Annotated in this window: 12 protein-coding genes and 2 pseudogenes; 6 read left to right on the top strand and 8 right to left on the bottom strand. The window is 50.0% G+C overall.

What is annotated here, in order from left to right:
- Positions 1–4: 4 nt before the first annotated feature.
- The 3 genes from AC27IT_RS20585 to AC27IT_RS20575 are packed head-to-tail and all read right to left on the bottom strand — an operon-like array spanning position 5 to position 3,187.
- The gene (locus tag AC27IT_RS20585) at positions 5–832 is read right to left on the bottom strand and encodes a carbohydrate ABC transporter permease (RefSeq protein WP_005832618.1); all 828 of its coding nucleotides are present in this window, start codon (positions 830–832) and stop codon (positions 5–7) included.
- Positions 833–868: 36 nt separating this feature from the next.
- Positions 869–1,825 carry a carbohydrate ABC transporter permease gene (locus tag AC27IT_RS20580; RefSeq protein ID WP_005832620.1) on the bottom strand — a complete coding sequence of 319 codons (957 nt, stop codon included), beginning with the start codon at positions 1,823–1,825 and terminating at the stop codon, positions 869–871.
- A 30-nt stretch (positions 1,826–1,855) separates the two neighbouring features.
- The gene (locus AC27IT_RS20575) at positions 1,856–3,187 is read right to left on the bottom strand and encodes an ABC transporter substrate-binding protein (RefSeq protein ID WP_487092070.1); all 1,332 of its coding nucleotides are present in this window, start codon (positions 3,185–3,187) and stop codon (positions 1,856–1,858) included.
- Between the two features lie 562 nt (positions 3,188–3,749).
- On the opposite strand from AC27IT_RS20575, the gene AC27IT_RS20570 reads away from it, so the two are divergent.
- Complete coding sequence (locus tag AC27IT_RS20570; RefSeq protein WP_007780514.1) at positions 3,750–4,349, top strand: undecaprenyl-diphosphatase; 600 nt, start codon at positions 3,750–3,752, stop codon at positions 4,347–4,349.
- Positions 4,350–4,409: 60 nt separating this feature from the next.
- Here AC27IT_RS20570 and AC27IT_RS20565 read toward each other — a convergent pair whose 3' ends face one another.
- Entirely contained in the window at positions 4,410–4,916 is a 507-nt protein-coding gene (locus tag AC27IT_RS20565) for a DUF1648 domain-containing protein (RefSeq protein ID WP_283858186.1), read from the bottom strand.
- Between the two features lie 122 nt (positions 4,917–5,038).
- Between AC27IT_RS20565 and AC27IT_RS20560 the strand changes: the two genes are divergently transcribed.
- Entirely contained in the window at positions 5,039–6,379 is a 1,341-nt protein-coding gene (locus AC27IT_RS20560; RefSeq protein ID WP_340673013.1) for an MFS transporter, read from the top strand.
- Between the two features lie 335 nt (positions 6,380–6,714).
- Here the strand turns inward: AC27IT_RS20560 and AC27IT_RS20555 are convergent, their stop codons facing one another.
- Both AC27IT_RS20555 and AC27IT_RS20550 read right to left on the bottom strand, forming a co-directional pair.
- A complete protein-coding gene (locus tag AC27IT_RS20555; protein WP_025849121.1) occupies positions 6,715–7,179 on the bottom strand; it encodes an OsmC family protein in 465 nt (154 codons plus the stop codon).
- 260 nt (positions 7,180–7,439) lie between these two features.
- Positions 7,440–8,204: pseudogene (locus AC27IT_RS20550) on the bottom strand (IS3 family transposase).
- Positions 8,205–8,643: 439 nt separating this feature from the next.
- On the opposite strand from AC27IT_RS20550, the gene AC27IT_RS20545 reads away from it, so the two are divergent.
- On the top strand, positions 8,644–9,243 hold the full coding sequence (locus AC27IT_RS20545; protein WP_487092069.1) for a lysozyme: 600 nt from the start codon (positions 8,644–8,646) through the stop codon (positions 9,241–9,243).
- Positions 9,244–9,368: 125 nt separating this feature from the next.
- Here AC27IT_RS20545 and AC27IT_RS20540 read toward each other — a convergent pair whose 3' ends face one another.
- A complete protein-coding gene (locus AC27IT_RS20540; protein WP_221842249.1) occupies positions 9,369–9,968 on the bottom strand; it encodes a hypothetical protein in 600 nt (199 codons plus the stop codon).
- A gap of 633 nt (positions 9,969–10,601) precedes the next feature.
- Between AC27IT_RS20540 and AC27IT_RS20535 the strand changes: the two are divergent.
- The 3 genes and pseudogenes from AC27IT_RS20535 to AC27IT_RS20525 form a co-directional block, all read left to right on the top strand.
- Positions 10,602–10,835: pseudogene (locus tag AC27IT_RS20535) on the top strand (DDE-type integrase/transposase/recombinase); the annotation flags it as partial.
- 286 nt (positions 10,836–11,121) lie between these two features.
- Complete coding sequence (locus tag AC27IT_RS20530) at positions 11,122–11,295, top strand: hypothetical protein (RefSeq protein WP_167333247.1); 174 nt, start codon at positions 11,122–11,124, stop codon at positions 11,293–11,295.
- A gap of 232 nt (positions 11,296–11,527) precedes the next feature.
- Entirely contained in the window at positions 11,528–12,124 is a 597-nt protein-coding gene (locus AC27IT_RS20525) for a sulfite oxidase-like oxidoreductase (protein WP_005836460.1), read from the top strand.
- 171 nt (positions 12,125–12,295) lie between these two features.
- Here AC27IT_RS20525 and AC27IT_RS20520 read toward each other — a convergent pair whose 3' ends face one another.
- Positions 12,296–12,727: a CoA-binding protein gene (locus AC27IT_RS20520; RefSeq protein ID WP_005836458.1), complete on the bottom strand. Its 432-nt coding sequence runs from the start codon at positions 12,725–12,727 to the stop codon at positions 12,296–12,298.
- Positions 12,728–12,744: the final 17 nt, after the last annotated feature.

Here is a 12,744-nt window from a genome sequence, read left to right as displayed (position 1 = left end):
TGCCCTACTTCAACCCGGAAGTTTTGGAGCCTTCGACAAAGTATTTTTCCGCAAACAAAAACACGAGCAAAATCGGAATCAGGCTGATTAACGCCCCCGCCACCAGCAGTTGGTCGTCGGTCTTGTACTGTCCGCGCAGCGACAAAATCCCGATCGGCAGCGTAAAATGCTCCTCGGAGATGAGATAGATGACAGGCGCGAGAATTTCGTTCCATTTGCCCATGAACGTAAAAACCGCGAGTGTCGCGAGCGCCGGCTTGCACATCGGCAAAAACACGCGCCAGTATATTTGGAACGGATTGCAGCCGTCCAGCTTGGCCGCTTCCTCATAATCCTTAGGGATGCTCAGGAAAGCCTGCCTCATCAGGAAAATGGCAAACGGCTGGCCCAGCCACTCCAAAATCCACAGCGGCGTCAGCGAGTCGAGCATCCCTAAGTTTTTGAAAATGATAAACTGCGGGATGATCGTCACGATTCCGGGAATCATCATCGTCCCGAGCACGATCATGAACAGCGTATCGCGAAACGGAAAGCGCAGCCGGGCAAAGGCAAAGGCGATCATCGAGCTGGAGAGTAGCGTGCCGACTACGGACAGTACCGCGACGATCACGCTGTTGACCGTGTAGCTGCTGAAGTTCGCCTGCTCCCACACCTGCGGGTAGTTGCTCCACTTCACAGGATCGGGCACCCATTCCGGCGGAAATTGCATGTACTGCTTGTACGTTTTCAACGAGTTGAACACCGTCGTCAAAAACGGCACGACCATAATCAAGGTGCTGACGAGAACAAACAAGTATCCCAGAACTTTATGGAGAGGAAAACGCTTTTGCATGGCTACCTCCTTTTCCTCCGCGCACGCCATCGTAAATTAATCATAGTGAACCCATTTCTTTTGCAGCTTGAATTGCAGCAAAGTAATCGCCAGCAAAATGAGGAACAGCACCCAGGCGATCGCAGAGGCGTAGCCCATCTTGTAAAAGCTGAAGCCTTGCCGGAACATGAGCAGCATCAGGACGAGACTCGCGTTGTTCGCGCCGCCCGTCGACCCGGCCTCGGTGGAGCCGCCCGTCATGACGAAAATTTGCTCGAAATTTTGAAACGAGTAGATCGTGTTCAAAATGATGACGAGAAACGTCGTGCCGGAAATCATCGGAACGGTGACCTGCCAAAATTTTTGCCAGGCGTTCGCGCCGTCAATCGACGCTGCCTCGTACATGTCATGGGAAATCCCTTGCAGCCCGGCCAAAAAAATAATCATCATGTAGCCAACCGACTTCCAGATCGCGATGAGCACGAGCACCGGGATGACCCACACTTCGTCAATCAGCCAGTTTTGCGGCGCGATGCCGAATTTGGCGAGGATGGCATTGGCAAAGCCGATCCGCTGGTTGAACACCGCATCCGCCACATACGCGATCACCGTCCACGACGAGATCACGGGCAAAAAGTGCGCCATCCGAAACAGCTTCAGCCCTTTCAGCTTCTGGTTCAGCGCGACTGCCAGCAAAAGCGCCAGAAACGTCTTGGCCGGAACGTACAACAGCGTGAAGTAGACCGTGTTCCACAGCGCCTGGTAAAACAGCGGGTCGGCGAACAGCTTTTCGTAGTTATCCAGCCCGGTCCACTTCGGCGGATTCAAAATATCGTAGTCGGAAAAGCTGAAGTAGAGCGAGGCAAGCGAAGTCCCCAGGACAAACACGAGAAAGTGGACCAGGTAGGGGGAGACGAGCAGCAGCCCCCATCTCCCCTCGCTGTCCAGCCAGTTTCGTTTCTGCTTCGTTTTCACATCAGGCTGTGCCTGTAGCTTGTTTGGTAGCTCCAACATCGTTGGCTACACTTCCTCCCTGATGGTTTGCTACTGCTTCTTGAAAAACTCATCCAGAACTTTTTGCACGCCCTCGTCTGTCTTGGTGATGTAGTCGTCCACGCTCATCTTGTCCATAAACAGCTCGGCCAGATTGTCCGTGACGACCTTCAACCATTCCGCGAAAACGGCGTTAGTGTCGATCGTGCCCGCGAACTCCAGGCTGTCGAGGAAAACTTGCTTGTTGTCCGGCTTGATGCTCGGGTTCAGAAACATCTCGGAGTTCGCCACCGATTTTTTCACCGGAATCGCTTCCCCTACCTCTGCCCATTGTTTTTGCGCCTCGTCCGACGTCGTCCAGTACGTAATCCATTCCTGGGCCGCTTTTACTTTTTGCTCCTCGGCTTTTTTGTTGATGACCCACGAGTTGGCGATGACTGGCGCGAACCGTTTGCCATCCGGACCTTTGGGCAGCGGCGCCACATCGTAGTTCAAGCCGGCTCCGTTCATCGAGGTCGTAGCCGCGTAAATGTCGATCTGCATTGCGGTCGCTCCGCTCAAAAACACTTTGAAGTTGCTCTGGAACGCCTTCAATTCGGCCGGGTTCGGGAACAGCTTGCGCTTCATGCCGTCCGCCATCCACTCCACCGCTTTTTTGTTTTCCGGAGAATTGACGATCGACTGTGTCATCGTCGGATCGAGCACGCCGCCGCCGTACGCTTTCATGATGTTAAACGCCCCGCGGGAGCTGCCGAAAAACGTAAAGCCGTACTGCTTCACCGCATTTTTGTCAAAGGCGGGGTCGTCCGCATTTTTCCCGTTAGCATCGAGCGTCAGCTTGGCGGCCGCCGCCTTCAGGTCATCCCACGTCCAGTCTGCCGTCGGATACGCGACTCCGGCCTGGTCAAACAAATCCTTGTTGTAGAAAAGCGCCCCTACCTGAATGCCCTGCGGCACGCCCCAGTATTTCCCCGAGGCGTCCTTGTTGAACTCCACGCCGAGCACCTCGTCCTTGTTGACTTCCTTCGTGACGTAATCGGTTATATCGCGAATCGCCCCGCGCTGCGCAAAGCCGAATACTTTCGTCCCGTCGCTTTGCCAGATGTCTGGCGCGTTTCCTGCGGCAATCTGCGTCGTCAGCTTCTGGTAAAAGTCCTCGTAAGGAGCCGTCACGGTCTTGATTTTGATATGCGGGTGCGACTGTTCGAATTTTGCGATAATTCCCTCCATCTTTTTCTTCGTAGGCGGATCAGAGGTGTAACCCATGTACAATTCCACCTGGTCCCCCTGCTGCGTCGAAGATTGGCTGCTACATCCGCCGACGAGCAACGCCGCTGCCAGACTGGCGATTCCTGCTGCTGCTAGAAACCTGCTTTTTTTCATGGAAAACCTCCCATTTTCGAAAAGATGCATACTTGTACAAAAAATGATTGCTCTGCCCTGCTCTTACGCGCTGCAGCGGATCGAGCCAGGCTTCGTATTGGCGTCTCGTTCCGTCCGCCAGTTGCTACAGTTGCTGGTTAGCGACACGCCCGTGGACAGCCAATCGCCCCGCACTAACGACAACTCCCCCCTCATCCTGTATGAAGCGCGCTTCATTTGCGAGAATTTACTGTCAATTCGTTACATACCTGTATTATAGACTCTTGAAATAAAATATCAAGATATTAACGTAATCGTAAAATAAAATTTCAAAACAAACATTTCGACATTCTTCTCCCTGTTTCTTTTCCTGTGACGAAGCGGCTCGAACGCGCAGCTCGGCCCGGCCTGCCCTGTTTTCGCCAGCAAAAAGAGCAGGAAACGAACCGCTTGATCGCCCTCGTTTCCTGCCCTGAAGCCTTATCTTACAATCCTGTAATTTTGTGTAAGGTAATTCGATTTCTTCTTTTCTCGCCTTTGTTTACGATTTTCCTATTGTCATAAAAAAGGAGGATCACTGTTTGTGGACGCCATGGAGATGAATATTCATGCTTTCCGATTGATTAATGACCTGGGTAAGCAGTACCCGGCACTCAATCCCGCGTTTTACGCCATTGCCGAGTACACCGTGTACGCCCTGGCCGTCTGCGTGCTTCTGTACTGGCTGACGCGCAGCTACCACAATCGCGTGATGGTGGTTTGCGCCGCGGTCACGTTTGCGCTTGCGGAACTGCTCGGAAAAATCGCAGGCAGCCTGCACACCAACAACCAGCCGTTTGCCGAGCTGGCGAATGTGAATCAGTTAGTGCAAAAAGCGGTGGACAATTCCTTCCCCAGCGACCATACGATTTTGTTTTTTTCCTTTTGCATGAGCTTCTGGCTGTTCAAAAGAAAAGCAGGCATTCTTTGGATGCTGCTGGCAGTATGCGTAGGGCTTTCCCGCATCTGGGTAGGCGTGCACTATCCGGCGGACGTCATCGTCGGTGCCTTAATCAGCATCGGCTCGGCCTTGACCGTTTTTATGGTGGTACCGCGGCTATCCTTCGTACACAGCGCGCTGGCTCTGTACGAAAAAGCCGAACGGGCTGTTTTGCCTGCCCGGCTTAGCTCCAAAGACTTTTGAGAAAAGCGAGCCCAAAACACTCTGTTTTTGCAAAGTGCTTTGGGCTCGCTTTGTCGTTTGCTAGCGGATTTTGCCGAGCGTAATCAGGCCATAAACCAGTTGGATCACGATGCCGCCCACCACCACAGGCACAAACCACATGCCAAACCAGCTTCCCCAGCCCATCGCAATCGAAATCGCTTCCAGCAAAATGACAGAAAACACAATGACGCATATATTTTTGAGCTGGTTCACGATTTTTCGGCTTTGCAAGTAAAACTGCTCCGCGTTTGCTTCGTTGAACCGCTTCGGATAGTTATAAACTTCCGGATGCTTTTCCACCGCCTGCATCAACCCAAACAGCAACGCCCCAATCCCTGGCAAAATGAGCAGCTCCCACTTCGAGCCCCAGCGATCCACTTCTCCTGCTCCGTTAAAATGAGCGGGCACCTTGTCAGGAAGATCGCCCCACAGCAACAGGAGAGAAACGATTCCCCCGATGTAAAAGACCGCTCCCAAAATGTCCCAGATCCATTCGCTTTTGGTCTTTGCGATGTTCAGCTTCGGACGCCCCCACCAATCGGCCATGCCTGTCCCTCCTTCAGATCGTCCATCCAGATTGACTTTTCTAAAATTTGGAGATAAGATTCATCCCATTCAGCCTATTGCGAACTATTCGACCCAACAAACCGTGAAAAAGAGGGGATTTCATGTCACACCCACCTAATCATAATTGGCTGGCCAGCCAAAATCAACAAGCCCACTTCCGATGTTACATCGATTCACCCCAAAAGCAGCAAAAGCTTTATAAACGAACGCTGGCCATCGTCGTCATCTCGCAAATTTTCGGAGGGGCGGGACTTGCGGCAGGCGTCACCGTCGGCGCTCTGCTCGCCCAGGAGATGCTCGGAACAGACAGTCTCGCAGGCATTCCCGCCGCGTTGCTCACGCTTGGCTCCGCCTTGGCAGCGCTGTTTGTCGGCCGACTCTCGCAACGGTTCGGCCGCCGCTTCGGGCTGGCAGCAGGGTTCCTCGCAGGAGGCATCGGCGCAGTCGGAGTCATTCTCGCTGCGGTGACACAGCATATCTGGTTGCTGTTTGCCTCGCTGCTCGTATATGGCGCCGGAACGGCCACCAATCTGCAAGCCCGCTACGCCGGAACCGATTTGGCCCAGCCCCGGCAGCGCGCGACCGCCGTCAGCATCGCGCTCGTCTCCACGACCTTCGGCGCTGTAGCCGGACCGAATCTGGTGGAAACGATGGGCCACTTCGCCAGCTCGATTGGCGTGCCGCCACTGGCCGGGCCGTTTATTTTGGGCGCTGCGGCTTTCCTCTGTGCCGGGCTGGTCTTTTTATTCCTGCTCCGCCCGGACCCGCTGCAGGTCGCCAAAGCCATCGCCGAAGCGCAAGCAGAGGAACAGAAAGCCTCTGCGGACATCCCGGGAAGCCTGCCTGCCGCCGACAGTCGCGGCATCATCGTCGGCGCGACCATCATGATTTTGACCCAGATCGTCATGGTCGCGATCATGACCATGACGCCCATCCATATGAAGCACCACGGGCACGGCTTGAGCGAGGTCGGCCTCGTGATCGGCATTCACATCGGAGCCATGTACCTTCCCTCGCTGCTGACCGGCGTTCTCGTGGACAAAATCGGCCGCACAGCCATGGCCTTTGCCTCCGGTGTCACCTTGCTTGCGGCTGGCCTCCTGGCTGCACTTGCCCCGGCCGATTCCATGCTGCTGCTCATCGTTGCCCTTGCCTTGCTGGGGCTGGGCTGGAATTTTGGCCTCATCAGCGGTACCGCCCTGATCGTGGACGCAACCCACCCCGCTACCCGGGCCAAAACCCAAGGAACCGTCGACGTCCTGATCGCCCTGGCTGGCGCATCGGGCGGAGCGCTTTCCGGCATGGTCGTCTCCGGCGCCAGCTACGCGACGCTCTCGCTTGGCGGCGGCTTCCTCTCCCTGCTGCTCGTCCCGGTGCTGATCTGGTCGAGACGGAAGCAGAGGCAGATGGAGGTTCAAGCGGAGCAGTCGTTGCATCAGTGAGTCCGTTCTCAGTCAACACTCGACTGACCGCCGCTTTTTTCGCCTCGCTGCTCGCTGTGCAAGACCGGAACGTCGATTCGAGGAACTGGCGCAAAAAACGGTCGCGCACGGCGGCAAGCTGCCCATGCCGATTCGCGAGTATTGCGGATTACCTGGGAGAAAAACCTTTTGAAACAGTTTTACTGTGCTGTGAAGATCCGTTCGGGGGGGGGCAGCCCGAAATTTACAGGCGCCTCTACAAGCTAACCTATTCTTCCGTGGCTTACTGAGTTTTTCTCAGAGAAAAAGAGGCAGAGCTTGTTCTGCCTCTTTTCTTTTTCCTGGGCCACGGAAAGTTAGCTGAGCTTGCTGCCGGAGACGTCTTCTATGACAATTCCGTTTAGCTTGAGGTTGACCGGATTGGCAATCGTGTCGCCCACCGGGCATGTCCGCTCCAAAAACTGAATGAAGGCTTCCACCTGCTCTTTGGCGGCATCGGTCTTGATGTGAAAGGTGTAGCGAATCTCGGAATACCCACGGCGCACGTCGGATTTGTTCATGAAGCCATCCGTATCCAGATCGCCTTCGACCTCCACCCAAAAATCGTCGAGATGAACCCCAAACTTTTTCGCATACACGCGAGCCACAATCGACTGGCACGCGCCCAGCGCGGACAGCACCAGCTCGACAGGATTCATCGCGGTATCCGTTCCGCCAAGGCTTTTCGGCTCATCGACAGTGACCTCAAAATTTCTGGAACGCGCCTTGACGACCATTCCTTCCTGCAAATGGGCGGTGGCTTTGAATGTTTCTACTGGCATGCTCAGCACTCCCTTTCAGATCGTTTGTGTGTTATTTTGAATTTTAGCACACTTTTCCGATTTGTATTATATGAATTATTGCGAAAGGGCTGAAAAAAACAGAAAAACGACTATCTTTGACCGGTCTGCCTATATGTAGTGCGACCGAACAAAGATCATCGTTTTTTCTCTTTAACTACAGGGGGCTATAGCGAGATATATTCAATCCCAGAAGAACGTCTTTCCTTGCTTCTCCCCTGCAAAGGATTAGTAACCCGGTTTTATTTTTTAAGGGCTGTCTGGCGATACTGAACAGGTGTCAAGTATGCCAGCGTTCCGTGAATCCGATGCTTGTTAAACCAGTTGACGTAATCGTATAGCTCCAATTCCAGATGACGAAGGCTTTGGAAGCTCATCTGGTTGATGAACTCCGTTTTCATGATTTTGTAAGTGGCTTCAGCCACGGCGTTGTCATAAGGACAGCCTTTCATGCTGAGAGATCGACCGATTTCAAAGGTCTCCAGAAGCTCATCCATCTTTTCATTTTTAAACTCACTGCCACGATCCGTATGAAACCACTGTCAGATCACTAACGACGAAGCGTTTGGATTCCGTTTGCTCAAACTCACGATCCAGGACATTCTTCGTCGTCGCTTCATTGCAAGCCGTTTTATTGGGCTTATACTGAGCTATGGTGTAGGTGGAGACCAGCCCCTGCTCTTTCATGATTCGGCCAATTCGACGTCTGGTAGCGACCAAGCCGCGCTCTTGAAACTTGAATTTGAGTTTGCGAGTACCATAAGCTTTGCGGTTTTTGTGGAAAATCTCCATAATCGCTTCGGTGATCTCGTCTTCTTTTGGTGATTCTTTCGCTTCATAGTAGAACGTACTTCTTGCGATTTGCAGGACGTCGCACATTGATGATACCGAGTATTTTATCACGATTGTTCCGGATGATTGATCCATCGGTCTAAAGCCGAGGCGGTGAGGTCATATTCCTCCACAATCGCCGCTCTGGGTTTCCCATTTTCATAGAGCTGCACCATTTGTTTTTTGAATTCGGATGCAAACGTACGTCGTTGTTGTTTGGGCTTTGTAGAGATCCGCTCCTTAGTTTAATAGGTTTATTCTACAAGCCCTTATTTTTTCTGTCCAACTTAGTGTAACCGATCCACTGCTACGTTTAGGTGCAGAAGGAGGTGATTCCTATGACCCAGCATCTGTACTTTATCGTAAGTCTCGGAATCCGATCTTGTATCGGATTCTTTTTTTGTTGTTATTTGATCCCTAAAAATTATAGATTTTTATCTGTTAAAAATTCGTTCGTTTGAGTGCAAAGGCTTTCGAGTGATTGAGGCTTTTTCCAAAAAGCAAAAAATTTCTAAGAGGCGGTTGTAGTTTACTTTGTTTTTTTACCTACAAGGGTGAAGGCGATGAATTGAGCGCTCAAAATAGTCGCTACTAACAATACAAAGGAGTTTTATTATGTCAAAATTTTCTTTAGGCACAGATGGAGCAAACCTTATCAAAAAACATGAGGGATTTTCCTTGAAATTTTATGGAGATCCTAAAGGGTATCCAACAGTTGGATGGGGACACTTGATAACAGACACGAAAGTATACAAAAAAAATACAACAGGGAATCCAAATGATTCTCTTCTATCCCAAGCAGAAGCTGATGCTTTATCAAAGTCTTTAAATCTAGGTTATACTTCACCAATCTCTCAGTCTAAGGCAAATTCTTTTTTTGCTGATGATACCGCAAAGGCTGTAAAGGCAGTAAATGATTTAAAACTTCCTACAGGTTGTCAATTTACACAATCGCAGTTTGATGCACTTGTTTCGCTCACTTATAATGGAGGTTCTGGGGTGCTAGAAACCCCAGATGTAGTAGCTATGCTTAAATATGCGTTTATATTTCCTTTTATTGGCCCACTTACACCAGCTCAAAGTGATACTTGTTCAAAATTAGTCAGCAAAGCATTTTCATATGATAGAACTTTACAAAAAAGAAGAAATGAAGAAGCAACTTTATTTTGTAAAGGCATGCCATATACTCACAAATATCCAGTATATACACTATAGTTTAATCGTTTTACGACATAAACAAGAAAGATCAGCCTTTAGGCTGACCTTTCTTGTTTAAAAAATGAATTCACAGGCATTTTCTGTTCGATTAGCACAGAACTTGTTCCATAACCTTCATTCATTTAATCAGTAATTTTTTTAAGCTCGAAAATAGTTGCCTCTGATAACAAGATAAGCCTATCGTTATTAACAACCAAAAAACTTAAACCTGCAGGTATTCTAAGTTCTGTAGAAGGGTCACTTATACCTACTGCTTTTACTACATCATTTTCATTTAAGTCTGGGATATCTATTTTATATAATCTATAAAAAGAGAGAGAGTTATAGCATGTCGCTGTAATCTCATATAATGGATTTTTTAGTTCATATTGATATTTCTTATAGTTTTTAAGTCCTTTTGATGAAAAAAAGTCTTTTTTGATTATAATTTCATCTCCAATAAATTTTTGCCCTGTTGGATATTCAGAAGCATCATTCCATGAATTTGCAAATCCTAAAAGCTTCTCAACTTTCCACGTTCCATAGAAATATTTTTCGGTTTCACTATCCAAATTTATACGTTCTACAGTACAATATTCAGTGGTATTTTTTGGAATAATAGACTCATCCGCTTCAGGTTTAGGCTCACTAGAAGTATTTGGATTTGATGTCATTTCAACATTTCCACAAGCCGATGCTAGCATCGACATTATCATGATACAAACCAATAATATTTTTTTCATATTTCACACTCCTGTTTATTTTTTGATTGTGTCACAATCTCTTCAGACATCATATGGCTCTTTACTGCGTATCATTTTTTGCGGTGATAGCAGGATTCAATATGTCAAAACACTGCCGTACGCACTTCATTTGCGTATTTTGAAAAGCTTACCATTAAGCCATTATTGCTTGGCTTTGCCCAAAAGCTCTCCATTGGAGCGTTATCCCAACAGTTCCCTTTCTGGCCCATGGAACACCGATAGCTAAACATCCTTTGATAATCGTTTGAGCACTATCGGCTCACGACGTTTATTATATTCACCTGTTATGACGTTTTGGCATACAAAAAAGTTCTGGGGATTTTTTCCTAAATATTTTCGGGTTCTCAAGCTCCGTCTCTGCTATTCCTTCGCATTAATTCGCTTCTGCTTACGCAAGCATACAAAAAAGGCCCTCGCATTTGGTATTATCCCCTTACGGTAGACAGCGAGAAAAGCCCTCATGGTATCATGAGAGGAACACTGTTGACCGGAGGGGATTTTTTATGCCACCACATAAAGGGCAAAAGCAGCAGCGGTATGACGAAGGAACAAAGAGGGAAGCTGTACGGCTGCGGGTAGAGGAGCAATGGAGCTACCCGATGATTATGGAAAGCACAGGAGGCCGGAAGGAAATTGGTCACCGATATTCCCTACATTCGCCTCGTCGATGGATTCCTGTATCTGTCTGTGGTGCTCGATCTGCACAATAACGAGACGATCGCTTGGGAAGTATCTGAGCGCAACGATCTCAACCTTGTGCTGGCTACGGTGAAGCAACTGGGCAAGCGGGAAGCGATCCTGCACTCCGACCAAGGATTTCAGTACACGACGAAGACATATGCCAATGGTGACGCTTAGCGACCGGCTATGCGCTGAAACACAACGACCAGGTGAACAAGACGCTTGCAAACACCATTGTAGGCTTCGGACTCGGGCACGTCGTTCTCGGCGCAATCGACCTGTTTGAGCATAGGTAGGTATGGGAGTAGGAGAGGCGCTGTTCTCTCCTATTTTCTTTTTGCACATCCGTCCTTGCTAGCGAATAAACCAATATGCAGACGAACTCGCTCGCACCTTTACATATTGTGGGAAAATAATCAAAAAAAGAGATACTTGTGTGCGAGGGATATTGATGTCAACGTTCCGTGATAAAAAATATTGGATTCTAGTCGTTCCCTTTTTGGTAACGGCTGTGCTGCTGGCGATTTATTTACCGCCAAGGCAAAAGCCGCTGACCCTGCTTGTCATACTCCTTTTTTGGGCAACCTATTATCTTTGGGTTTATTTCGAAAAAAATAACAAGTGAGACAAAAACGGATGAGCTCGCCGCCACCCCTGGCGTTTCGTGTATATGACAATAAGCAGAGACGTCGTCTCCAGCGTGACCCCGTCGGCTCGTATCGCTTCTGGCGTTCGCGTACGACAATAGCATAGACTGCAACTGCACTTCCGCCGCTGTTTTTCTTGCACGCGATTGCTTTTGCTGGATATGATAAGAAAAGAAGGACAAGCGGATATGAACAGCGAGGAGTGGAGCTATGTTTATCAACCAACCGACAGATACAAAGCGCGACCGCATTCCCCCTAACCAAAAGCAGACGACAGGCTTTCCGGTATTGCACTATGGAGAGGTTCCCGAATATACGGACCTCGCTACCGAGTGGAGCTTCCGCCTGTTCGGACTCGTCGAGGAAGAAGTCACGCTCACCTATGAGCAAATGATGGCTCTGCCAAAAAGCGAAGTCACGAACGACATTCATTGCGTGACGGGTTGGAGCAAGCTGGACAACAAATGGGAAGGCATCCCGGTGGAAGAAGTGCTGAAGCTGGTAAGAGTCAAGCCGGAAGCGAAGTATGTCATGCTGCACGCCGAGCACGGCTGGACGGTGAACATGCCGCTGGCCGACTTCATGAAAGCCGGCAATCTGTTCGCCACCAAGCACAATGGCGAGGACCTGACACCTGAACACGGCTGGCCGCTGCGTTTCGTCCTCCCGCACCTCTACTTCTGGAAAAGCGCAAAGTGGGTGCGCGGTGTCGAGTTTTTGGAGAAGGACAAGCAAGGTTTTTGGGAGAAAAATGGATACCATATGTATGGTGATCCTTGGAAAGAACAAAGGTTCGCATGGGATTGATTGAGGTTTACAGGGGCGGGAGACCGCCTCTTTATTTTTTCGATGAGTTTCATTCACATCGTACGCAGCTACCGAGACGAGTTGCTGCTTTTTTGCAAGTGCCGCCAACAAAAAAACCCCCGCCAAACAGCGAGGGTCCTTTCCAAAGCTCCACAACTCCACCACTAACACTTATTTCCCCACACGCAGCAGCGCGTGGTCTACCTTGATGCACAAATCTTGCACAACCTCGATGTCTTCCGCGCGGACAAGGCTCGCCGCCTCTTCGTTGGCGATTCCTTGCTGCATCCAGAACACCTTTGGCTTGTGCTTCATTTTCAGCGCATCCTGGGCGACAGGCAAAATGTCCTCGCTTTTGCGGAACACGTTCACGATGTCCACCTGCTGATCCAGCTCTTGCAGGCTGGCGACGGCTTTTTCGCCCAGAACGGTTTCTCCGGCGATGACAGGGTTGACCGGGATGATGCGGTAGCCGGCATTTTGCATGGCCTGCGCCACCATGTAGCTGGTGCGGTCCGGTTTGTTGGACAGTCCTACCACGGCGATAGTCTTCGCTTCCTCAAGCAGTTGACGACGGGTTTCGTTGCTAGGATTTTGGCTCATGTCAAAACACTCCTTCT

Source organism: Brevibacillus sp. YAE8, from assembly GCF_057543335.1.
The sequence above is the reverse complement of the archived record's forward strand: the minus strand, read 5'-3'. Positions and strand labels throughout refer to the sequence as shown.

What these genes read in the sequence shown, in the direction of transcription:
- AC27IT_RS20585 (WP_005832618.1), bottom strand. Translation starts at nt 832, where the DNA reads ATGCAAAAGCGTTTTCCTCTCCATAAAGTTCTGGGATACTTGTTTGTT.
- AC27IT_RS20580 (WP_005832620.1), bottom strand. Translation starts at nt 1,825, where the DNA reads ATGTTGGAGCTACCAAACAAGCTACAGGCACAGCCTGATGTGAAAACG.
- AC27IT_RS20575 (WP_487092070.1), bottom strand. Translation starts at nt 3,187, where the DNA reads ATGAAAAAAAGCAGGTTTCTAGCAGCAGCAGGAATCGCCAGTCTGGCA.
- AC27IT_RS20565 (WP_283858186.1), bottom strand. Translation starts at nt 4,916, where the DNA reads ATGGCCGATTGGTGGGGGCGTCCGAAGCTGAACATCGCAAAGACCAAA.
- AC27IT_RS20560 (WP_340673013.1), top strand. Translation starts at nt 5,039, where the DNA reads ATGTCACACCCACCTAATCATAATTGGCTGGCCAGCCAAAATCAACAA.
- AC27IT_RS20555 (WP_025849121.1), bottom strand. Translation starts at nt 7,179, where the DNA reads ATGCCAGTAGAAACATTCAAAGCCACCGCCCATTTGCAGGAAGGAATG.
- AC27IT_RS20545 (WP_487092069.1), top strand. Translation starts at nt 8,644, where the DNA reads ATGTCAAAATTTTCTTTAGGCACAGATGGAGCAAACCTTATCAAAAAA.
- AC27IT_RS20540 (WP_221842249.1), bottom strand. Translation starts at nt 9,968, where the DNA reads ATGAAAAAAATATTATTGGTTTGTATCATGATAATGTCGATGCTAGCA.
- AC27IT_RS20530 (WP_167333247.1), top strand. Translation starts at nt 11,122, where the DNA reads ATGTCAACGTTCCGTGATAAAAAATATTGGATTCTAGTCGTTCCCTTT.
- AC27IT_RS20525 (WP_005836460.1), top strand. Translation starts at nt 11,528, where the DNA reads ATGTTTATCAACCAACCGACAGATACAAAGCGCGACCGCATTCCCCCT.
- AC27IT_RS20520 (WP_005836458.1), bottom strand. Translation starts at nt 12,727, where the DNA reads ATGAGCCAAAATCCTAGCAACGAAACCCGTCGTCAACTGCTTGAGGAA.